Here is a 23,196-nt window from a genome sequence, read left to right on the forward strand (position 1 = left end):
TCCTTTACCGTGAGGGGTGATCTCAAGTCAGACAGAGCCCTCAAGATCATCAGTTTTCCATCAGATCGGGCAAGTCACCCCTGTGCCGCCAATCCCGCAATACCCTTCAGGGTTTTTGGCCAGGTACTGCTGGTGATAGGCCTCGGCGAAGAAGAAAGTCGGGGCTTCTTCGATTTCGGTGGTGATGGTGCCTTTGCCAGCCTTGGTCAACTCAGCCTGGAACACGTGTTCGCTGGCCTTGGCGGCTTCCAGTTGGGCTGGGGTGGTGGCGTAGATCACCGAGCGGTACTGGGTGCCGATGTCGTTGCCCTGGCGCATGCCCTGGGTCGGGTTGTGCAGTTCCCAGAACATCTTCAGTAGCGCGTCGTAGCTGACGTTTGCCGGCTCGTAGACCACCAGTACCACTTCGGTGTGGCCGGTCAGGCCAGAGCAGACTTCTTCATACGTCGGGTTCGGCGTAAAGCCACCGGCATAACCCACCGCCGTACTGACCACGCCTTCGCGCTGCCAGAATTTGCGTTCCGCGCCCCAGAAGCAGCCCAGGCCGAAGATCGCGAAATCCACGTCGGTGACGAACGGACCCAGCAGCGGGGCGTCGTGGACGAAGTGTTTTTCGGGCACGGTCATTGGGGTTTCGCGGCCAGGCAGAGCTTGTTCTTTGGTTGGGAGCACGTTTTTGTTCACCAGAATTTCCGAGCGCAAGACCATGATCAGTCCCCTCAGTCAGGTTGAATGTAAATTGTCAGACACACAGTTTGCCCAATGCTATCCGGTTACGCACTACCCATGTGGGAGCGGGCTTGCTCGCGAAGGCGTTGTGACAGTTAACATCAATGCCTGCTGACACACCGCATTCGCGAGCAAGCCCGCTCCCACAGGGTTTTGCGTATTGACTGAAGTGCTGTCAGGCGATTGGACCGCGCGGGTAGCGCTTGAGCTTCTCGATCAGCTCTGAACCCGGGATCGGCCGGTCGAACAGGTAGCCCTGGCCGACGTCGCAACGGTGTCGGCGCAAGAACGCCAACTGCTCTGAGGTCTCGATGCCTTCGGCGACCACTTTGAGCTTGAGGTTGTGGGCCATGGCGATCACCGCCGAGGTGATTTCCATGTCGTCCTGGTTGTCCGGGATTTCGTGGATGAAGCTGCGATCGATCTTGATGATATCGATCGGGAATTTCTTCAGGTAGCTGAGCGACGAATACCCGGTGCCGAAGTCGTCCATGGCCAGGGTCAGGCCCAGGCGCTTGAGCTGATCGAGCTGCAAGTGCGTGTCTTCGGTGGCTTCCAGCAGCAGGCCTTCGGTCAGTTCCAGCTCCAGCAAATGCGCGGGCAGCTGTTCTTCCTTGAGGATGCTGGCGATCGACGCCACCAGGTCCGGGTCGGAAAACTGCTTGGGCGACAGGTTGATCGCCACCTGCAAGTTACCCAGCCCGGCCGCGGTCAGTTGCTTGCTCATGCGGCAGGCCTGGCGGGCGATCCATTTACCGATGGGGATGATCAGGCCGGTTTCTTCGGCGACGCTGATGAACTGGTCCGGGCGGATCATGCCCTTTTCCGGATGGTTCCAGCGCAGCAAGGCTTCCATGCCCAGCAGGCGACCGCTGCGCAGGCAGAGCTTGGGTTGGTAGAAGACATCCAGCTCGTTTTGGGTCAGGGCGCGGCGCAGGTTGTTCTCGACGAACAGTTTGTAGCTGGCCTCGGCGTTCAGCGCCTCGGTGAACACCTGGACCTGATGCTTGCCGTTAGCCTTGGCCTTGTGCAGCGCGAGCCCGGCGTTGCGCATCAGCGTCTGCGGATCGCGGCCATGCAGCGGCGCACAGGCCAGGCCCACGGAGCCGGTCACGCTGATCAACTGGTTGTCGACGAACATCGGTTTGTCGAGGGTCATCAGCAACTGGCTGGCGATCAGTTGGCCGGCCTCAAGGTCGGTGTTGTCCAGCAGCACGGCGAATTCGTTACTGGCAAAACGCGCCAGGCTGCCGCTCGGGCTCAGGCTGTTGCGCAGGCGTCGGGCGAGGCTGATCAGCAGCTTGTCGCCGGTCTGGTGGCCGAGGCTGTCGTTGATCCGCTTGAAGTTGTCGATGTCCACCAGCAGCAGGCTGATCGGCGTATCGCTGTCGCGGGCGAAGCGCTCGTCGAGGTTGCGGATGAACGCCGGACGGTTGCCCAGGTTGGTCAGGTTGTCGGTGTAGGCCAGGCGCTCGATGCGCTGTTGGGCGAGCTTGGTCTGGGTGATGTCTTCGTAGATACCGATGTAGTGCGTCAGTTCGCGGTTGTCGCCATAGACCTTGGAGATCGACAGTTGGCCCCAATAGGGTTCCAGATTCTTGCGCCGACTCTTGAATTCGCCCTGCCAGCTGTTGCTCTTGGCCAGGCTTGAGGGCGCGTCGAACAACAGCTCGCTGAGGTTTTCCAGTGCCGGCAGTTCCGACAGCCGATGGCCATGGACTTCTTCGGTGCTGTACTGGGTGATCGCGGTGAAGCTGGGGTTGACGTACTCGACCACGCCGTCGCAGTTGACCAGCAAAAAGGCGTTGGCGCTTTGCTCGACCGCCCGCTGGAACAAGTGCAGGGCGCTGGTGGCGGTGCGGCGGTTGTGGTTGTTGATGACTTGCGCAAACTGGTCGGCCAACTCGCCGGCGAAGGCGATTTCGTCCGACTGCCAGGCGCGGGTCGCGCCGGTCTGCTCCAGGCACAGCACGCCGACCACCTGGCCGTCGACACGAATGCTGGCGTCGAGCATGGCATTGACGTCACGCGGGCGCAGGCTCTCGGCCATGTCGCGGGTGCGCGGGTCGCGCATCGCGTTGTGGGCGTCGATGGCCCGGCTGGTGTGCAGCGCTTCCAGGTAGTCCGGGAAGCTGCTGGCGTCGATCACCGGCGGCAAGCGATATTCCTGGGAGGCGCGGTGGTACGCCGAGATCGGTACCAGTTGCTGGCCTTCGAGGTTCCACAGGCTGGCGCAGTCGATTTCGTAGATGTCGCAGGCGCTGCGGGTGATCAGTTCAGCGGCTTCCTGCAAGGAGTTGCCGGTGCTGTAGCGCTGGCGGGCAAGCAGCAGGATCAGGTCCTGCTGGGCGCGCACACGTTCCAGATGCTGGAGTTGCTCCTGCTGGGCGCGCTGGTTCAGCTCCAGCGCGATTTGCAGGCGCGAGTTCTGGGTTTCCAGGTCCAGCGCGGGCAGCAAGGGGTCATCGCTGAACAGGCCCTTCGACCACCAGCAGGTAGCCGCGCAGCAGGTGGCGATTGTGTTGTTTGTAGGCTTCGCCCAGTTCAAGCAGGCTCAATGGACCTTGGGCGGTGTGCAGGGTGTAGCGGATCAGGTAGTGCGGGGAAAGCGTCAGTTGCTGCTGGATCGCGTCGTGCAACTGGTAGCGTGCTTCGGGTTCCATCAGGCTGGCGTAAGGCGAGCCGACCAGTGCGCAGAGTTCGACAGCGGGCAAGCCGAACTGGCGTTCGCAATTGGGGTCGAGAAACAGCAGCGCCCAGCTTGCTTCATTCAGCCGTTCGAAACGCAGCATGCCGAGCCGCGAGGGCACCGGCAACTGCGTCACTACCTCGGCCACCATACGGCTGGTGGCATCAGGTTGGCTTTTCATGGGGGAAACTCGCTTCGAAAATGCTGATCGCGCCGGGCTCGCGCCCTCTTTACTGTTGCCTGCGGCAAGGTTGCATCATGCGGCACTCACTGACAAGTGAGATGAAGGCCAAGTGCTATAAGAATGTGTCGGCCGGCCGGGTGATTTCTGCACCCGGCGACCGAAACTAAAGTTGGCGCAGGTCTCTGGCCTGCCGTCCTGCGGGTGGCTCGGGTCAACGAAGGGTGATGGCCACTGTTTGCAGCGCCTTGCCGTCCCGGTTGTGGAAGGTGACGTTGAGCTGATCTGCATCAATTTCCAGCTGGGCGAAATTGTCTTCGCTGATCACCGGGCTGGTCAGTACATGGCGGTACTCGCCGGTGGCGACGCGGGCCAGCGGCTGGTCGAGTATAAACGTGGACGCTTTGGCGTAGGGCAGCAGGGCGCTGTTACAGAGCGGCGAGGACACGATGGTGTGCACTTCGAACCCGGGGTCTTCGCTGTGAGTCAGGCGGCTGGTCAGGGAGCCATGGACGTCACCTGAAACGAAGATGACGTTCTTGATCCGATGGCTACGGATGGTTTCCAGCAGGCGCAGTCGCTGCTCGGGGAAGGCTTTCCAGGCGTCGTCGCCATGGGTTTTGCGGTCGGGGTAGAACATGACGCTGGTGACCACGAATTTGACCCGTGCCGGGCTGTGGATCAGCCATGTGAGCAGGGCCTGTTCCTGTGCGACGTCGAGAATGCGCCGGTCGTCGGCCGAGAGGTTGCGCCGGGTGCGGCTGTCGGTGACAAACCACTGGATATCGCCCTCGCCAAACGGATACCAATAACGTTCAAGTGTGTTCGTTAGTTGCCCGTTAGTTTGCAGTACAGGGCCAGGTCCATGACTGGCTTGGTATAACTCGTAGGCCTTCATGGCGTGAGTGAACAAGTGTTTGTCGGAGGCACTTTCGTTAGCTGGCCAGTTATCCTCTATCTCGTGATCGTCCAGGATCATATACGTCGGTAGTTGCGACATTAGTTCCTGGATATGCGGCTGGGAAAAGGCCGTCCGGTACTTATGGAGGATGTCCTGATAGCTCCGGTCGGGGGCGATGATGTTCAAGTCGTCCACGTAGACCTGGTCGCCGGTCATCAACAGGGCGTTGAAGGGGGGCGAAGCTTTTGCGACCAGGTCCTGGATGGCGGCGAAGATCCGGTCACCCTTTGCGGGTGCCGAAGGTACGCCCAGGGTCATGCGTAAATAGCGGCATGAGCCGACGATGTAGCGGCTTGGCGTGCTGTTTTTTCCTGAGGCGGTGTGCAGGTGGTAAGTCTCCCTGGGCCACTGCAATGGCAGCTCTCGCACGGTTTCGACGGTATGCACCGGGCTCATGGTGGTGAACCAGCCTGCCTGATAGTCATAACGGGTATCGGCGGCAAGTCCGTCGAGTACGATCACCGCCGTCATGTCCCGTGAGGGGTGCAAGGCCGCGAACCGGCCGGTTGACCAAGTGCTGTCGCCCGTACGGCGATAGCGGATGCCGGCAAAGACCGGCGAATGTTTATCTGGCCCGCCACGCAGAAAGATGCGGGCGTGACGGGACGTCGTGTGGCCAAGAATCGGGCCGACAGTCGGCTTTAACATATTCGAATCCATTCGAAGTGGTGCGGCATGAATTAATAGTGGTCCGGCAGCCGATAGCGTCTGCCGGGTGCCGCTCATGCTAGGGCCCGGTGCTTCATAAATATTGAGGGGTAAGTGGACTTTGCCTGTAAGGCGTATAAGCCCGGCAAGTAGTCTTTGTTGTAGATGGGTGTAGGGGGCGTTGAGCTTTGGCAAAAATCGGGCAAAAAAAGCCCCGCCAAATTGACGGGGTTGAGGTACGAGCGTGGCGCTCGGAAAACAGTGAGCGCGAGTGGCCCTCCGGTGAGGGAGGGCCGCCCGGTCTTACAACAGGATGGTGCGGATGTCGCCCAACAGGTCGCTCAGACGCTTGGTGAAGCGTGCAGCAGCGGCGCCATTGATCACGCGGTGATCGTAGGACAGCGACAGTGGCAGCATCAGCTTCGGCTGGAAGGCTTTGCCGTCCCAGACGGGCTGGATGGTTGCCTTGGACACGCCGAGGATCGCCACTTCCGGCGCGTTGACGATCGGCGTGAAGCCGGTGCCGCCAATGTGGCCGAGGCTGGAGATCGTGAAGCAGGCGCCTTGCATGTCGTCCGCCGAGAGCTTCTTGGTCCGGGCTTTCTCAGCCAGGGAAGCGGCTTCGGCAGCCAGTTGCAGCAGGCTCTTCTGGTCGACGTTCTTGATGACCGGTACGAGCAGGCCATCCGGGGTGTCGACGGCGAAGCCGATGTTCACGTACTTCTTGCGGATGATCGCTTTGCCGCTTGGCGCCAGCGAACTGTTGAAGTCCGGCAGTTCCTTGAGCAGGTGCGCGCAGGACTTGAGCAGCAGTGGCAGCACGGTCAGCTTGACGCCAGCCTTCTCGGCCACGGCTTTCTGAGCGACACGGAATGCTTCCAGCTCGGTGATATCCGCCGAGTCGAATTGCGTGACGTGAGGCACGTTCAGCCAGCTGCGGTGCAGGTTGGTTGCGCCAGCCTGCATCAGGCGGGTCATCGGCACTTCTTCGGTTTCACCGAAGCGGCTGAAGTCCACGACCGGGATCGGAGGAATACCGGCACCGCCGGTTGCGCCTGCGGCCGGAGCTTCCTTGGCCTTCTGCATCATGGCCTTGACGTAAACCTGCACGTCTTCTTTCAGCACGCGACCGTGTGGGCCGCTTGGGCTGACGGCGTTCAGCTCGACGCCGAACTCGCGAGCCAGCTGACGAACCGCCGGGCCTGCGTGAACCTTGGCACCGCTTGGCGCTGGCGCAGCCGCCGGGGCCTGCACGGCCTCGGCTTTTGCAGCAGGCGCTGGCGCGGCGGCAGCGGCTTGCGCTGGGGCAGGTGCGGCAACCGGAGCAGCAGGTGCCACAGCACCGGCCACTTTCAGCTTGAGGATGAAATCGCCAGTACCGACTTCGTCTTCGAGTTTGACTGCGATGCTTTCCACGACGCCGGCAGCCGGCGAAGGGATTTCCATGCTCGCCTTGTCGGACTCCAGGGTGATCAGCGATTGATCAGCCTCGACGGTGTCGCCGACCTTGACCAGCACTTCGATGATCTTGGCCTTGCCCGACGAGCCGATGTCCGGGACGTGAATGTCCTGAATAGTGGCCGCAGCAGGCGCAGCGGCTGGCGCCGGAGCAGCAGCCGGGGCTGGCGCAGCAACGGGTGCTGCCGCCTGCGCAGGAGCGGCGGCCGGAGCCGCAGGTGCCGCAGCGGCGCCCTCGACTTCCAGCTCCATCAACTCGTCGCCTTCTTTCAGGCGGTCGCCCAGCTTCACTTTCAGGCTCTTGATGACGCCGGCCTTGGGGGCCGGGATCTCCATGCTCGCCTTGTCCGACTCAAGAGTCAGCAGGCTCTGGTCAGCTTCGATGCGATCACCGACCTTGACCATCAGTTCAATTACTTCACCTTCACCGCTGCCGATGTCAGGTACGCGAATGAGTTCGCTCACAGAGTGTCTCCTCAGCAGTCCAGTGGGTTGCGTTTTTCCGGGTTGATACCGAACTTGGCGATGGCTTCAGCCACAACCTTGGGTTCGATGTCACCACGGTCAGCCAGTGCTTCCAGGGCTGCCAACACCACGAAATGACGGTCGACTTCGAAGAAATGACGCAGTTTCTTGCGGCTGTCGCTACGGCCGAAACCGTCGGTGCCCAGCACTTTGAATTCCTTGGACGGAACCCACTGACGGATCTGCTCGGCGAACAGCTTCATGTAGTCGGTAGAAGCAATGACCGGACCTTTACGGCCGTTCAGGCACTCTTCAACATAGCTCAGCTTAGGCTTCTGGCCCGGGTGCAGACGGTTGGTGCGCTCGACGGCCAGGCCGTCGCGACGCAGTTCGTTGAAGCTGGTAACGCTCCACACGTCAGCGCCGACGTTGAACTCTTCACGCAGAATCTTCGCCGCTTCACGGACTTCACGCAGGATGGTGCCGGAGCCCATCAGTTGAACGTGGTGCGCCGCTTCGCGGTTGTCTTCTTCGAGCAGGTACATGCCCTTGATGATGCCTTCCTCTACACCGGCCGGCATGGCTGGCTGCTGGTAGGACTCGTTCATCACGGTGATGTAGTAGAAAACGTCCTGCTGCTCTTCGGTCATCTTCTTCATGCCGTCCTGGATGATCACCGCCAGCTCGTAGCCGTAGGTTGGATCAAAGGTGCGGCAGTTCGGGATGGTGGCAGCCAGGATGTGGCTGTGACCGTCTTCGTGTTGCAGGCCTTCGCCGTTCAGCGTAGTCCGGCCGGCGGTGCCGCCGATCAGGAAGCCGCGGGTACGGCTGTCGCCGGCAGCCCAGGCCAGGTCGCCGATACGCTGGAAGCCGAACATCGAGTAGAAGATGTAGAACGGCAGCATTGGCTGGTTGTGGCTGGAGTACGAAGTACCGGCAGCGATGAAGGAGCTCATGGCGCCCGCTTCGTTGATGCCTTCTTCGAGGATCTGGCCCTTCTTGTCTTCGCGGTAGAACATCACCTGGTCTTTATCGACTGGCTCGTAGAGCTGGCCGACGGAGGAGTAGATGCCCAACTGGCGGAACATGCCTTCCATACCGAAGGTACGGGCTTCGTCCGGGATGATCGGGACGATACGCGGACCGATTTCCTTGTCCTTGACCAGTTGCGCGAGGATCCGCACGAACGCCATGGTGGTGGAAATCTCACGGTCGCCCGAGCCATCGAGAATGGCCTTCAGGGTGTCCAGCGACGGTGTCGGAACGCTGAAGCTCTGCGCGCGACGCTGTGGCACGAAACCGCCCAGTGCAGTGCGGCGCTCGCTGAGGTAGCGGGCTTCGGCGCTGTTCGGTTCCGGCTTGAAGAACGGCAGGTTTTCCAGTTCGTCGTCTTTGACTGGAATGTCGAAGCGATCACGGAACAACTTCAAGCTGTCGACATCGACTTTCTTGGTGTTGTGCGCGGTGTTTTTCGCTTCGCCGGCACCGGTGCCATAACCTTTGATGGTCTTGGCCAGGATGACGGTTGGTTGTTCTTTGTGGTTGACCGCTTCGTGGTACGCCGCGTAGACCTTGTACGGGTCGTGGCCGCCACGGTTGAGTTTCCAGATCTCGTCGTCGGACAGATCGGCAACCATCGCCTTGAGTTCTGGCGAGTTGAAGAAGTGTTCACGCACGAACGCGCCGTCTTTGGCTTTGTAGTTCTGGTACTCGCCGTCGATGACTTCGTCCATGCGGCGTTGCAGGATACCGTCGACGTCCTTGGCCAGCAGTGGGTCCCAGAAACGGCCCCAGATGACTTTGGTCACGTTCCACTGAGCACCGCGGAACACGCCTTCGAGTTCCTGGATGATCTTGCCGTTGCCGCGAACCGGGCCGTCGAGGCGCTGCAGGTTGCAGTTGATGACGAAGATCAGGTTGTCCAGCTTCTCGCGGCCTGCCAGGGAGATCGCGCCCAGGGATTCCGGCTCGTCGCACTCGCCGTCGCCCAGGAAGCACCAGACTTTTTGCTTGCCTTCAGGGATGAAGCCACGGGCTTCCAGGTACTTCATGAAGCGTGCCTGGTAGATCGCCTGGATCGGGCCCAGACCCATGGATACAGTCGGGAACTGCCAGAAGTCAGGCATCAGCCATGGGTGCGGATAGGACGACAAGCCCTGGCCGTCGACTTCCTGGCGGAAGTTGTTCATCTGGTCTTCGGTGATGCGGCCTTCCATGAACGCACGGGCGTAAACGCCTGGCGAGGTGTGACCCTGGAAGTAGATCAGGTCGCCGCCGTGTTCATTGGTCGGGGCCTGGAAGAAGTAGTTGAAGCCGATGTCATACAGGGTTGCGCTGGAAGCGAAGCTGGAGATGTGACCGCCCAGGTCAGAATCTTTCAAGTTCGTGCGCATAACCATGGCCATCGCGTTCCAGCGTACCAGCGAGCGAATGCGGCGTTCCATGAACAGGTCGCCAGGCATGCGTGCTTCGTGGGTAACGGGAATCGTGTTGCGGTACGGCGTAGTGATGGCGTAGGGCAGTTGCGAGCCGCTGCGGGTCGCGAGTTCGCCCATACGGGTCATCAGATAGTGAGCACGGTCTTCGCCTTCTTTGTCGAGAACCGATTCCAGGGCGTCCAGCCATTCCTGGGTTTCGACGGGATCGAGGTCTTGCATGGCTTGCTCCAGGGCGGAAAGGCTACCAGAATCGGTTGCCTGAGTTTGCGACTGGCCTTGTGGGCAGACGATATAAATTCTTGGATTGCCGAAGGTTGATTCGGCGGCGTGTAGTTTTACTACAAATCGTCGGCCATTTCAGCCTTTCGAATGTATATACGAGTAGTAAAACTACAGAAGAACGGCTTGTGGCCTCCTGCTGCGTTGTGAGAATAATCGTTAAGGTTGGTCTTTTGCCAACAAAGAAAGGTGAAAGCTTGATGCTGGCTGCCAAGAAAATTCTTTTTTCAGCTATTTCTAACTTTTGTTCGACAGTCCATCGCGTAGTGCATTTGATGCGTTCACTACAGACCGCCCTTTCTACGCCGATCAAGGATAGCCCATGAGCCTCCCTTCGCTTGCCGAACTGCCCGCCATTCTCCAGCCGTTTGTCAGCCGTGCCGAGCAGTCGTTCCGTGCCGCGGTTGCCACGCTGGACCATGACCATGGCTTGTCCACCTGGTCGCCCGAACGCTGGGCCGCATTCGCCCGTGTGACCGCTGCCAGCGACTTCGTGATTGAACAGAGCGTTCGTGATCCTTTGATGTTGCTTGAGCTGGCGCAGTCCGGGGAGCTTGAGCGCAGCCTCGCCCCCGGCGAGTTGTGCGGGCAAATCGCGGCCGCCGTGCAAGCCGCGACCACCGACGATGAGTTGGGGCGCGTGCTGCGCCGCCAGCGGACCCGCCTGCAAGTGCGGATCATCTGGCGCGACCTGACGCGTCAGGCCGACCTGATCCAGACCTGCCGCGACCTCTCGGACATGGCCGACGCCAGCATCGACCAGGCGTATCAATGGTTGTATCAGCGCCACTGCCAGCAGTTCGGTACACCGACCGGGCGGCGCAGTGGCGAGCCGCAGCAGATGGTCATCCTCGGCATGGGCAAGCTCGGCGCCGTCGAGCTCAACCTGTCGTCGGACATTGACTTGATCTTCGCTTACCCCGAGGGCGGTGAAACAGTCGGTGTGAAACGTGCGCTGGACAATCAGGAGTTCTTTATTCGTCTGGGCCAGCGGTTGATCAAGGCGCTGGACCCGATGACCGTCGACGGTTTTGTGTTCCGCGTCGACATGCGCCTGCGGCCTTATGGTTCGTCCGGCGCGCTGGTGCTCAGCTTCAATGCGCTGGAGCAGTACTACCAGGACCAGGGCCGCGACTGGGAACGCTACGCGATGATCAAGTCGCGGGTGGTGGCCGGCGATCAAGTGGCCGGTGCGCAACTGCAAGACATGCTGCGCCCGTTCGTTTATCGGCGTTATCTGGACTTCTCGGCGATTGAAGCGCTGCGCACCATGAAGCAGTTGATCCAGCAGGAAGTGCGGCGCAAAGGCATGGCCGACAACATCAAGCTCGGCTCCGGCGGCATTCGCGAAGTCGAGTTTATTGCCCAGGCGTTCCAGTTGATCCACGGTGGCCGCGACCTGAGTTTGCAGCAGCGCCCGCTATTAAAAGTGCTGAGTACGCTGGAAGGGCAAGGTTATCTGCCGCCAGCAGTGGTCAGCGAGTTGCGCGACGGTTACGAGTTTCTGCGATACACCGAACATGCGATCCAGGCGATTGCCGACCGCCAGACCCAAATGCTCCCGGACGGCGCGCAGGATCAGGCGCGCATTGCCTTCATGCTCGGGTTCGCCGATTGGGCGTCGTTCCATGAGCGGCTGATGTATTGGCGCGGTCGCGTTGATTGGCACTTCCGTCAGGTCATCGCCGACCCTGACGAAGAAGAGGGTGAGGAAAGCGAAGTGGTGGTCGGCGGTGAATGGCTGCCGCTCTGGGAAGAAGCTCAGGACGACGAAGCGGCGTGCCGACAGTTGGAAGAGGGCGGTTTCATCGATGCAAGCAAGGCCTTGAAGGCGCTGGCCGGCTTGCGCAGCAGCCCGCAATTGCGTTCGATGCAGCGTCTGGGGCGTGAGCGTCTGGATGTGTTCATCCCGCGCTTGCTGGCCCAGGCCGTGGAACATGCCAGCCCGGACCTGGTGCTGGAACGCGTGCTGCCTTTGGTTGAGGCGGTGGCGCGGCGTTCGGCTTATCTGGTGTTGCTCACCGAAAACCCCGGTGCGCTGCGGCGGTTGTTGACCTTGTGCGCGGCGAGCCCGTGGATCGCCGAGCAGATCACCCGTTTCCCGTTGTTGCTCGACGAGTTGCTCAACGAAGGTCGCCTGTTCAAGCCGCCGCTGGCGCCGGAACTGGCCGCCGAGTTGCGCGAGCGCCTGACGCGGATTCCCGAGGATGACCTCGAACAACAGATGGAAGCCCTGCGCCATTTCAAACTGGCGCACCGTTTGCGGGTGGCCGCCTCGGAGATCGCCGGCAGCCTGGCGCTGATGAAAGTCAGCGATTACCTGACCTGGCTCGCCGAAGCGATTCTGGAGCAAGTGCTGGCGCTGGCATGGCGTCAAACCGTGGCCAAATACGGTTCGCCGCAACGCAGCGACGGCACACTGTGCGACCCGGGGTTCATCATTGTCGGTTACGGCAAGGTGGGCGGCCCTGGAGCTGGGGCATGGCTCGGACCTGGACCTGGTGTTCATTCACGACGGCGATCCGCAGGCGGAAACCGATGGCGTGAAACCGATCGACGGCGCGCAGTTTTTCACCCGTCTCGGCCAGCGCATCATTCATTTGCTGACCACCCAGACCAACTCCGGCCAGTTGTATGAGGTTGACATGCGCTTGCGTCCGTCCGGTGCGTCGGGGCTGCTGGTCAGTTCGCTCGGCGCGTTTGCGCGTTATCAGGAGAATGAAGCCTGGACCTGGGAACATCAGGCGCTGGTGCGGGCGCGGGTGCTGGTGGGCAGTCAGGATGTCGGCCAGGCATTCGAGAAGGTCCGGGCGCAGGTTTTGGGGCGTGAGCGTGACTTGTCGATGCTGCGCCAGGAGGTCAGCGAGATGCGTGCCAAGATGCGCGACAACCTTGGCAGCAAGGCGACCGCCGCCGGCACTGCGGCAAATGCCTTCGAAGCCACGGCGCCGTTCGATCTCAAGCAGGACGCCGGAGGTATCGTCGATATTGAATTTATGGTGCAATACGCCGCTTTGGCGTGGTCCGACACGCACCCCTCGCTGCTGCGGTACACGGATAACATCCGGATACTCGAAGGGCTGGAGGAGGTCGGGTTGATGCCCGCCGACGATGCCAGCCTGCTGCGTGAGGCTTACAAGACCTACCGCGCCGCCGCTCATCGCCAGGCCCTGCAGAACGAGGCCGGGGTGATTGCCGGTGACCAATTCGTGGCCGAACGTCGCGAAGTGCTACGGATCTGGCGTGAGCTGGGGCTAAGCTGAAACCGACTCGGAATGTGGCGGGCTTTTGTGGCGAGGGAGCTTGCTCCCGCTCGGCGGCGAAGCAGTCGTAACTCAGTCGGCGCGGTGTGTCAGATAAAATGCAGTGGCAGGTTTTTGGGCGGCTTCGCAGCCCAGCGGGAGCAAGCTCCCTCGCCACAAAGGTTTATGCTGACTGATGATGTGTACAGAATTGTTCCGACGAGCCCCAGCCGGCTCGTCCAAATGACCTGACAGCCAAGGCTGCAGGTGCTGGATTATCGAGGCGGGGAGGCTTATGCCTCCCTTATTCGTTTGTGGATAACTATGAAAATTCTGATCGTTGGGCCCAGTTGGGTCGGTGACATGGTGATGGCGCAGACACTCTTTCAGTGTCTGAAACAGCGTCATCCTCAGTGCGAAATCGACGTGCTGGCCCCCGAGTGGAGTCGGCCCATCCTTGAGCGCATGCCCGAAGTGCGCCAGGCCTTGAGCTTCCCGCTCGGCCACGGTGCGCTGGAGCTGGCAACGCGGCGGCGGATCGGCAAGTCCCTGGCCGGCCAGTACGACCAGGCGATTCTGCTGCCCAACTCGCTGAAGTCGGCGCTGGTGCCATTTTTCGCTGGCATTTCAAAGCGCACCGGCTGGCGTGGCGAGTTCCGTTACGGCCTGCTCAATGACGTGCGCAAACTCGATAAAGAACGCTACCCGCTGATGATCGAGCGCTTTATGGCGCTGGCCTACGAACCGGGCGCCGACCTGCCCACGCCGTACCCGCGCCCGAGCCTGCAAATCGACCCGGGCAGCCGTGATGCGGCGTTGGCCAAGTTTGGCCTGACCCTTGACCGTCCGGTGCTGGCGCTGTGTCCCGGTGCCGAGTTCGGCGAGTCCAAGCGCTGGCCGTCCGAGCACTACGCCAAGGTGGCGGAGGCGAAGAACCGTGAAGGTTGGCAAGTCTGGCTGTTCGGCTCGAAAAACGATCACGCGGTGGGCGAAGATATTCGCGCGCGGCTGATTCCGGGCTTGCGTGAAGAGTCCGTGAACCTCAGTGGTGGGACCTCGCTGGCCGAGGCCATCGACTTGCTGTCCTGTGCCGATTCGGTGGTGTCCAACGACTCCGGCCTGATGCACGTTGCCGCTGCGCTGAACCGTCCGCTGGTGGCGGTTTATGGCTCGACGTCGCCGGGCTTCACCCCGCCGTTGGCCGAGAAGGTCGAGATCGTGCGTCTGGGCATCGAATGCAGCCCTTGCTTTGATCGCACCTGCCGCTTCGGCCATTACAACTGCTTGCGCCAGTTGATGCCGCAACCGGTGAACGAAGCCTTAGAACGCCTGCAAGGCGCTCCGGTAGAGGTCCGTTAAGTTGCGGGTATTGCTGATCAAGACTTCATCCCTGGGCGATGTGATCCACGCGTTGCCGGCATTGACCGACGCGATGCGGGCTATCCCCGGGATCACATTCGACTGGGTGGTGGAAGAAGGCTTTGCCGAGATTCCGACCTGGCACCCGGCCGTGGGCAAAGTGATTCCGGTGGCGATCCGTCGCTGGCGCAAGAACCTCTGGCAGACCTTCAAAAGCGGCGAGTGGAAACGCTTCAAGCAAAGCGTTCGCGCCACGAAATATGACCTGGTGATCGACGCTCAGGGCTTGCTCAAAAGCGCCTGGCTGACCCGTTACGTCAACGCCCCGGTGGCCGGGCTCGATAAGGATTCGGCCCGCGAGCCGATGGCGGCGCGCTTTTATTCGCGGCGTCTGGCGGTGGCCCGTGGGCAGCATGCGGTGGAGCGGCTGCGCCAGTTGTTTGCCGTGGCTCTGGGTTACGATTTGCCGCAAGGGCTGGGCGACTATGGCCTGAACGTCGAGCGCCTGGTGGAACTGCCGCGCAAGAATCCCTACGTGGTGTTCCTGCACGGCACCACCTGGGACACCAAGCACTGGCCGGAAACCTATTGGCGTGAACTGGCCGAGCGCATGGGGCACCAGGGCATGGCGGTGAAACTGCCGTGGGGCAATCCGCTGGAGAAGGCCCGAGCCGAACGCATTGCCAAGGGCATGCGCAACGCCGAAGTGCTGCCCAAGTTGAACCTGGCGGGCGTCGCGCGGGTGTTGGCCGGCGCTCAAGCCTGCGTCGCGGTGGACACCGGCCTCGGTCACCTGGCCGCCGCGCTGGATGTGCCGACCGTGTCGTTGTTTGGCCCGACCAATCCGGGCCTGACCGGCGCCTATGGCAAGAGTCAGATTCACCTGGCGAGCGACTTTTCGTGCGCGCCGTGCCTGCAAAAGAAATGCACTTATCAACCGAGCGCTGAAGACCAGCGCCGGTTCGACATCAAGCGCGAGTGGCCGCTGTGCTTCACTCGCCTGAACCCCGAGCGTGTCGCGAGCCGATTAAGCACGTTGTTACTGGCTGAGGAGCTGCGCTGATGCAACTGGCTTTTGTCCTTTATAAATATTTCCCGTTTGGCGGTTTGCAGCGTGATTTCATGCGTATTGCGCTGGAATGTCAGCAGCGCGGGCATCAAATCCGCGTTTACACGCTGATTTGGGAAGGCGACGTCCCGCCGGGTTTCGAAGTGCTGGTGGCGCCGGTCAAGGCGATCTTCAACCATCGGCGCAACGAGAAACTCACGGCCTGGATGGAAGCAGACCTGGCCAAGCGGCCGGTGGACCGGTTGATCGGTTTCAACAAGATGCCGGGCCTGGACGTCTACTACGCCGCCGACGGCTGCTTCGAAGACAAGGCACAGAACCTGCGCCATTCGCTTTACCGTCGCTGGGGCCGCTACCGGCACTTCGCCGAGTACGAGCGCGCGGTGTTCGCCAAAGACGCGAAAACCGAAGTGCTGATGATCTCCGAAGTGCAACAGCCGCTGTTCATCAAGCATTACGACACGCCGCTCGAGCGCTTCCATTTGCTGCCACCGGGCATTGCCCAGGATCGTCGTGCGCCGGCCAATGCGGCCGAGATTCGCGCCGAATTCCGCCGCGAGTTCGCCCTGGCCGACGATGAGTTGTTGCTGGTGCAGATCGGTTCCGGGTTCAAGACCAAGGGTGTCGACCGCAGCCTCAAGGCGTTGGCGGCGTTGCCGTCGGAACTGCGTAAACGGACCCGGTTGTTTGTGATTGGCCAGGACGACCCCAAAGTATTCCAGTTGCAGAGCGCCACGTTGGGGCTCGGCGACAACGTGCAGTTCCTCAAGGGGCGCAGCGATATCCCGCGTTTCCTGCTGGGCGCCGACCTGTTGATTCACCCGGCCTACAACGAAAACACCGGGACGGTATTGCTTGAGGCGTTGGTGGCCGGTTTGCCGGTGCTGGTCAGTGCGGTGTGCGGTTATGCCCATTACATTGCCGAGGCCGACAGCGGTCTGGTGCTGGACGAGCCGTTCGAACAGGCGCAACTCACGCAGTACCTGACGACCATGTTGAGCGACGACGCAGCGCGTGCGGCCTGGAGCCGCAATGGCCTGGCCTTCGCCGACACGGCCGATCTCTACAGCATGCCGCAACATGCGGCGGATGTGATTCTGGCGGAGCAGCACTGATGAAGTTGATTCTTGCCGAACCGTTCAAGAGCCTTTGGGCCGGACGCGATGCGTTCACCGAAGTCGAAGGCCTGAAGGGCGAGGTTTACCGTGAGCTCGAAGCTCGCCGCACCTTGCGCACTGAAGTTGCCGGGAACGGGTTCTTCGTGAAAATTCACCGGGGTATTGGCTGGGGCGAGATTTTCAAGAACCTGCTCACCGCCAAGTTGCCGGTGCTCGGCGCCGGCCAGGAATGGCGGGCGATCCAGCGTTTGCAGGAAGTCGGCGTGCCGACCATGACCGCCGTCGCCTACGGCGAGCGCGGCAGCAACCCGGCGGATCAGCACTCGTTCATCGTCACCGAAGAACTGGCGCCGACCGTCAGCCTGGAAGACTTCAGCATCGATTGGCTCAAGCAGCCGCCGGCACCTGCGCTCAAACATGCGCTGATCGCCGAAGTGGCGCGCATGACTGGCATGATGCACCGCGCCGGGGTCAACCACCGCGACTGCTACATCTGTCACTTCCTGCTGCACACCGACAAACCAGTGACGGCCGACGACTTCAAACTCTCGGTGATCGACCTGCACCGCGCCCAGACCCGCCCGGCGATCACCAAGCGCTGGCGCAACAAAGACCTGGCGGCGCTGTACTTCTCGGCACTGGATATCGGCCTGACTCGCCGCGACAAGCTGCGGTTCCTCAAGGGTTATTTCCAGCAACCCTTGCGTCAGGTCCTGCGTGAAGAAGCGTCATTGCTCGCCTGGCTTGAAGGCAAGGCCAACAAACTCTACGAGCGCAAACAGCGCTATGGAGATGCGCTCTGATGGCGGGTTGGAACCTTGAGCCTGCCTATCGTGCGCTGCACGATGAATTTGGCAGTCTCGACGCCGTATTCGCCCTGGAGGGTGAGCGTCTGACGCGCGACCCGTTGTCCGAGGTCATTCGTGTCCAGCGTCACGGGATCAATTATTACGTAAAGCGTTATGTCGGCGCCGGCAAGGGCTTGCGCCGCTACCTGGGCAGGCCTCGGGTCAAGTCCGAGTGGCAGAACCTCAAGCGCTTCGCCAAATGGGGCATCCCCACGGCCGAAGTGGTGGGCTGGGGCCTGGAGCGGCGCTACGCCGCCTACGCGCGTGGGGCGATGATCACCCGCGAGTTGCCGTGTACTGAGGACTTGTCGGTGCTGGCGGCTCGCAAGGATCCGCGCCTGGCCGATCGGGCCTGGGTCGATAGCGTCAGCCGTCAACTGGCTCGTTATACGCGGGTCATGCATGAGCAGCGCTTCACCCATAACGACTTGAAGTGGCGCAACCTGCTGGTCGATGACGAGGCGCAGCTGTACCTGATCGACTGTCCGAACGGCGACTTCTGGCGCGGCTTCTGGCTCAAGTACCGAATCACCAAGGATCTGGCCTGCCTGGACAAGGTCGCCAAGTATCATCTGTCGGCAACCCAGCGCCTGCGCTTCTATTTGCAATACCGTCAACGGGCTCGGCTGACTGTCGCGGACAAGCGGCGTATCCGGCATGTTGTGAGATTTTTCGAGGGACGCGAATGACTGATTTCCTGGCCGCCGATGATAAGGCGCTGCTTGAGCGTCATGGCCTTGGCAACTTTGACGCGTTGTGGGCCAAAGAGCTTGACGCGGTGGACGAACCCAACACCAACCGGGGAGGCTGGAGCAGTGTGTTCCGGATGGATCTGGAGGGGCGGGGGTTCTACCTCAAGCGCCAGAGCAACTACCTGACGCGGACCTTGCACCGGCCCTTTGGCGAGCCGAGTTTCGCCCGTGAATTTCGCAATATCCTCCGTTATCAGACGCTGGGGATTCCGGCGTTGCAGGCGGCATTCTTCGGTGAGCGCAAGGTGCCGGGCGAAACCCGCGCCGTGTTGCTGACTCGGGCGCTGGACGGTTGGGACGATCTGGATTCGCTGTTGCAGCAATGGCCGCAATTGGCCGAGAGCGAGCAGCGCGCCATCGTCAAGGGCCTGCGGCGAGCTGGCGCGGCGCCTGCACGGCGTGCGGCAGATGCACGGCTGTTTCTATCCCAAGCACATTTTCTTGCAGGCCACGGTTGGCGGGTATCGGGCGCAGTTGATCGACCTGGAGAAGACCCGTCCGTTGTTATTCGGTCTGCGCGACCGGATCAAGGACCTTGAGCCGCTGCTGCGTCGCTCGCAGGCCTGGAGCGCAGAGCATGTGCGGTTGCTGCTGGCGACTTACCTGGATCATCCGCAGGACGGTGCACTGGTCGATACCTGGATCGGTCGGTTGAGCGCACGACGCAGCGACAAGGAAGCACGCTGATGCGTTTGTCCGAGTTGAGGCATGCCGGCCGTGCGCCGAGCCTGCCGTTGAGTCTTGAGCTGGCGGATGCCGCTGGCAGCGCCGAACTGCAATTGCTTACGCTGCTGCGGGTGCTGCCGGGGCAGCGCTACGTCGGGGCGGGCGTATGGCGCGGGCGTCCGGTGCTGGCAAAACTGCTGGTCGGCAGCAAGGCCGCCCGGCACTTTCAGCGTGAGCGGGACGGCGTGCGTTTGCTTGCCGAGCAAGGCATGACCACCCCGTTGCTGCTGGCCGATGGCTTGAAAGACGGTGAGGGCGGCTGGTTATTGTTCGAGTTTCTCGAGGACGCGCAAAGCCTGGGCGACGCCTGGCAAGCTGTCGAGGCGCTGCCGTTGCTGGCGGACCCACAAGTGGCGGTGCTGGCCGAAGCGCTTGCCGCCATCGCCCGGCTGCACGGCAAGGGCCTGTGGCAGGAAGACCTGCACCTGGACAACCTGCTGCGCCACGGCGGCCAACTGTACTTGATCGACGGCGCGGGTATTTGCGTCGAGCAGGCCGGCAAACCGTTGTCCAGAGACAAGGTGCTGGAGAATCTCGGGGTGTTTTTCGCCCAGTTGCCCAAGACCCTCGAACCCTTCACCGAAGAACTGCTGGTGCATTACCTGCTGAGCAACAGCGAGCACGCGTTGCCGCTCGAAGCCCTGCAAAAGCAGGTGAACAAGGTTCGCAGTTGGCGCCTGAAGGACTTCCTCAACAAGGTCGGCCGCGAATGCACGTTGTTCAGCGTTCAGCGCGGGGCCTTCGGCTTGCGGGCGATACGTCGCGAAGAAGCCGCCGCCATGCTGCCGGTGCTGGAGCAGGCCGATGCCTTGCTGAGTCGTGGTCACCTGTTCAAGACCGGCGGCGCGGCGAGCGTCGGCAAGGTTGAGGTGGCAGGGCGTACGTTGCTTGTCAAGCGCTACAACATCAAAGGCTTCGCCCACTGGCTCAAGCGTTTTTGGCGCCCGAGCCGGGCCTGGTGTTCCTGGCGTGAAGGCAATCGCCTGGCGTTCCTGGGCTTTGCCACGCCCAAGCCGCTGGCCTTGCTGGAGAAGCGCTTTCTCTGGCTGCGCAGCCGTGCGTACCTGGTGACCGAGTTTTTACCGGGCCCGGACATCATTGGGCGTTTTGCACCGTTCGTGGAAAGTGGCGCGGCCCCCGAGGCCGAGTTGCAGGCGCTGGAGCATTTGTTCGCCGAGCTGATTCGCGAGCGGATCAGCCATGGCGATTTCAAGGGGCATAACCTGTTCTGGCACGAGGGTCGCTGGGCGTTGATCGACCTCGATTCGATGTGTCAGCACGGCTCCCTCGCCAGCTTCGCCCCCGCGTATGCACGGGACCGGGCGCGGTTCATGCGCAACTGGCCAGAGAGCAGCGCGCTGTATCAAGTGATTGATCAGCGCCTGCCCAAGGATGCGGGTAGCGCCCACTAAGCCGAGCCTGCGATCGACCGCAAGCGGTCGCCATCCTCAGAAGCTGTACTCGGCCCCCGCGCCCGCATACCACGAGCGTCCCGGCGCCGCTTCGTAATAGCGGCCATTGCCGTCGCCGACGATCACTGAGCCGACGTACTGCCGGTCCAACAGGTTATCCAGGCGCACGGTCTGGTGGAACGTCCAGTGCTCGGCTTTCTGTTCGAACCGTGCGCGCCAGTTGAACACGCTGTAGCCCGGTGCCGCGTGGGCCTGGTTGGTGTCTTCGACGTAGACCTTGCTGCGATACACCCCTTCGACGGCGGTGCTGACCCCGTCTCGCGGCTTCCAGTTCAGCTCCGCGAACAGCGTGGTCTGCGGCACGCCCGGCAGGTAGTTGCCTTGTTCGATATGTTTTTGCGCCGCACCGGTGCCGCTGGTGAAGTCGCTGTCGTAGGTCGCCTGCAAGCGGGTGTAGGCCAGGTTCGCGCTCCACTGCTCGCTCAACTGGCTTTCGACACCCAATTCAAAACCACGGCGCAATGTGCGTCCGGCGTTCTGGTAGCTGGTGCGACCGCCGATGGATTGGGCCACCACCAACTCGTCCTCGGTGGTGATCTGGAACAGCGCCGCGTTCACTCGTGTGCGGTGGCCGAGTTGGGCTTTCAAGCCGATTTCGTATTGAGTGCTTTCGGACGGTTTCAAGCCAAAGTTGAAGCCTTCGGCGGCGCCCGGCGCATAGGCCAGCTCTGCCTGGGTCGGGGTTTCGAAGCCTTTACCGGCGCTGACGTAACCATGCAAGTCATTGCTGAAGGCATACATCACGCTCATTGACGGGGTGTTTTTCTGGTAACGCTTGTTGCCGCTGGCGTCGCCGTTGCTCAGAAAGTGGTCGTCGACGTCCAGTTCCATGGTGCTGTGGCGCAACCCGGCCTGGAACGTCCAGCGTTCGATGGCCCAGTTGGCCTGAATGTAGGGATCAAGGCTGCGCGCAGTGTCGACTTCGTTGCGACGCATTTCACCTTTCACACCCAGCGTACCGCCACGGTAATTCTGATAGCCGTGGCGGTCGTCCTGGCTCTGGTCGACATCCAGCCCGGTGATCAGCGTCAGCTCGCCGGGGACGCCGCTGACGGGTTGCAACCAGCGCACGCCGGCGCCGTAGAACTTTCGATCAAACTGAACTACGCCACCACCGCGTTCATTGGCCGGCGTGCCTTTGGGGATCGACAGGTACTGGATTACGCTGCGCTCGCCCGTGTAGGCATTGACTTGCAAGGTTGCATCGCCGAAGTAGCGCTCGTAGTTCAGGCCGATCTGCTGGTGATCAATGCTCTTGCGGGTGTTGTAGGTCAGTGCGTTGCGGCTCACCGAGCGCGGGTCGGCCTTGTAGGCGTCCCAGGTCTGGCCCAGTGGGTCTTGAGTGGCGTTCTGCTCCAGACTGCTGTAGGTCAGCGCCAGTTTGCTGTCGTCGTCGGGCGTGAGGTTGAGCTTGGCGAAGGTCTGGTCGCGGCGAGCGGCGCTGTGGTCGCGATAGCCGTCGGTGTCCATCCCAGAGGCGTCGAGCACGAAGCCCGCGCCGTCCACCGCACCTTCGGCCGTGAGGTGGTTTTTGCCCAGGCCATCGCTGCCGATCAGCGTTTCGGCGCCAATGCGCGGCGGGCCTTCGCCGTTGCGTGAAAACATCTGGATCACCCCGCCCGCGTTGCTGCCATACAAGGTCGCTGCCGGGCCGCGCAGCACTTCGATGCGCTCGGCGGTGTCGAGGTTGAAGGTGGCTGCCTGGCCCTGGCCATCCGGGGTGCTGGCTGGAATGCCGTCGGCGAGCAGCTTGATCCCGCGCACCCCGAAGGCTGAACGGGCACCGAAGCCACGGGAGGAAATCTGCAAGTCCTGGGCGTAATTCTGGCGGTTTTGCACCACCAGGCCTGGTACGCGCTGCAAGGTCTCGGAGGCGTTGATGCCCGGTTGGCCGTCGCTGATCTGTTCACGGCTGATGCTGTCGACCGAGTACGGCAAATCGAAGGTCGGGCTGGCACTGCACGAGCCGGTGACCACGCTCGGGTCGAGCAACAGCGGGGAGTCGTCGGCCTGGCTGGGGCTATTGAAACTCAGGCCATAGAGCAGCAGCGCAACGTGCGCGGGGACAGCAATTTTCATGGGCGGGGAGGGTTTCCGAGAGGGCGATGGCGATCAGCGCGCGGATGCAGGATGAAAAAGGGCCGCGAGTTTAACGAGTGAAACTTCTGGCGCAGCCCCTGTGCGACATTCAGTCGCGCCTCGGCGGGCAAGCGCGGGCTCTGTGGGTCAGGGGCGACAAATCGTTACGAACCTTCCTACGCAGTCTAGAGAGGCTGTGATCTGTGACGTGAACCACTGCAATGCTAGTTTGCCTGACGTTCTCGGAGGGCGAATCTTGACGATAAAAATGGCAGTGGTGTTCGGTATCTTTTTACTGGCAGTGGCGGGTTGCGGGACCGTCAGTACGGTACTGCGCGATGAGGCCGAAGCGGCTCATGGCCTCAGGAAACACAAGACCTACTGTCAATCCATTCCGCGCATCTACAGCGGCCTGGCTTATGACTTTTGCATATTGAATGCACCACCAGACTCCACGGGTATCCTTGCGCCGGCCATATTACTGGACATGACGGTCTCGGGTGTCCTCGACACGTTTGCCTTGCCTTATACGGTCTACCGGCAGAGCGCGGATGGCAGTATCAACATTTACTGGAGGCCCGGTCGCGGATGATCAAAGTCGGAACGCGCTCGCTCGATGTGATCTTTCAGGGGCTGATAACCGCTGGGTCATTCCCGCGATCTTTACGCTATAATCCCGCCCT

The 23,196-nt window shown here is 61.6% G+C and carries 12 protein-coding genes and 3 pseudogenes; 9 read left to right on the forward strand and 6 right to left on the reverse strand.

Going from position 1 to position 23,196, the window contains the following annotated elements; genetic code table 11:
- Nucleotides 1-60: 60 nt before the first annotated feature.
- The 5 genes and pseudogenes from msrA to aceE form a co-directional block, all read right to left on the reverse strand.
- On the reverse strand, nt 61-708 hold the full coding sequence (gene msrA, locus AABM54_RS02605) for a peptide-methionine (S)-S-oxide reductase MsrA (protein WP_347903545.1): 648 nt from the start codon (nt 706-708) through the stop codon (nt 61-63).
- Between the two features lie 196 nt (nt 709-904).
- Nucleotides 905-3,599, reverse strand: a pseudogene (locus AABM54_RS02610) (EAL domain-containing protein).
- Between the two features lie 214 nt (nt 3,600-3,813).
- Nucleotides 3,814-5,208 carry an alkaline phosphatase D family protein gene (locus AABM54_RS02615; RefSeq protein WP_347903546.1) on the reverse strand — a complete coding sequence of 465 codons (1,395 nt, stop codon included), beginning with the start codon at nt 5,206-5,208 and terminating at the stop codon, nt 3,814-3,816.
- Nucleotides 5,209-5,511: 303 nt separating this feature from the next.
- A complete protein-coding gene (gene aceF / locus AABM54_RS02620; protein WP_347903547.1) occupies nt 5,512-7,131 on the reverse strand; it encodes a dihydrolipoyllysine-residue acetyltransferase in 1,620 nt (539 codons plus the stop codon).
- A gap of 11 nt (nt 7,132-7,142) precedes the next feature.
- Nucleotides 7,143-9,788, reverse strand: coding sequence for a pyruvate dehydrogenase (acetyl-transferring), homodimeric type (aceE, locus tag AABM54_RS02625; RefSeq protein WP_347903549.1), 2,646 nt, complete (start codon nt 9,786-9,788; stop codon nt 7,143-7,145).
- 382 nt (nt 9,789-10,170) lie between these two features.
- On the opposite strand from aceE, the pseudogene glnE reads away from it, so the two are divergent.
- From glnE to AABM54_RS02665, 8 genes and pseudogenes are all read left to right on the forward strand, one after another.
- A pseudogene (glnE, locus tag AABM54_RS02630) lies at nt 10,171-13,111 on the forward strand (bifunctional [glutamate--ammonia ligase]-adenylyl-L-tyrosine phosphorylase/[glutamate--ammonia-ligase] adenylyltransferase).
- Nucleotides 13,112-13,414: 303 nt separating this feature from the next.
- Nucleotides 13,415-14,449: a lipopolysaccharide heptosyltransferase II gene (gene waaF, locus AABM54_RS02635; protein WP_347903551.1), complete on the forward strand. Its 1,035-nt coding sequence runs from the start codon at nt 13,415-13,417 to the stop codon at nt 14,447-14,449.
- Between the two features lies 1 nt (nt 14,450).
- The gene (waaC, locus tag AABM54_RS02640) at nt 14,451-15,512 is read left to right on the forward strand and encodes a lipopolysaccharide heptosyltransferase I (protein WP_347903553.1); all 1,062 of its coding nucleotides are present in this window, start codon (nt 14,451-14,453) and stop codon (nt 15,510-15,512) included.
- Nucleotides 15,512-16,633: a glycosyltransferase family 4 protein gene (locus AABM54_RS02645; protein WP_347903555.1), complete on the forward strand. Its 1,122-nt coding sequence runs from the start codon at nt 15,512-15,514 to the stop codon at nt 16,631-16,633. The genes waaC and AABM54_RS02645 overlap by 1 nt, the downstream gene beginning before the upstream one ends.
- The gene (gene rfaP / locus AABM54_RS02650) at nt 16,633-17,439 is read left to right on the forward strand and encodes a lipopolysaccharide core heptose(I) kinase RfaP (protein ID WP_347903557.1); all 807 of its coding nucleotides are present in this window, start codon (nt 16,633-16,635) and stop codon (nt 17,437-17,439) included. The genes AABM54_RS02645 and rfaP overlap by 1 nt, the downstream gene beginning before the upstream one ends.
- A complete protein-coding gene (locus AABM54_RS02655) occupies nt 17,439-18,173 on the forward strand; it encodes a lipopolysaccharide kinase InaA family protein (RefSeq protein WP_347903558.1) in 735 nt (244 codons plus the stop codon). Before rfaP ends, AABM54_RS02655 begins: the two co-directional genes overlap by 1 nt.
- Nucleotides 18,170-18,923 (forward strand): annotated as a pseudogene (locus AABM54_RS02660) (lipopolysaccharide kinase InaA family protein). The gene AABM54_RS02655 and the pseudogene AABM54_RS02660 overlap by 4 nt, the downstream one beginning before the upstream one ends.
- Nucleotides 18,923-20,374 carry a lipopolysaccharide kinase InaA family protein gene (locus AABM54_RS02665; RefSeq protein WP_347903560.1) on the forward strand — a complete coding sequence of 484 codons (1,452 nt, stop codon included), beginning with the start codon at nt 18,923-18,925 and terminating at the stop codon, nt 20,372-20,374. The pseudogene AABM54_RS02660 and the gene AABM54_RS02665 overlap by 1 nt, the downstream one beginning before the upstream one ends.
- A gap of 36 nt (nt 20,375-20,410) precedes the next feature.
- Here AABM54_RS02665 and AABM54_RS02670 read toward each other — a convergent pair whose 3' ends face one another.
- A complete protein-coding gene (locus AABM54_RS02670) occupies nt 20,411-22,513 on the reverse strand; it encodes a TonB-dependent receptor (protein ID WP_347903562.1) in 2,103 nt (700 codons plus the stop codon).
- Between the two features lie 256 nt (nt 22,514-22,769).
- Here AABM54_RS02670 and AABM54_RS02675 point away from each other — a divergent pair, with 256 nt between their 5' ends.
- Nucleotides 22,770-23,105, forward strand: coding sequence for a YceK/YidQ family lipoprotein (locus AABM54_RS02675; protein ID WP_347903564.1), 336 nt, complete (start codon nt 22,770-22,772; stop codon nt 23,103-23,105).
- Nucleotides 23,106-23,196 lie beyond the last annotated feature (91 nt).

This window comes from Pseudomonas purpurea, assembly GCF_039908635.1.
Classification (GTDB): Bacteria; Pseudomonadota; Gammaproteobacteria; order Pseudomonadales; family Pseudomonadaceae; genus Aquipseudomonas; species Aquipseudomonas purpurea.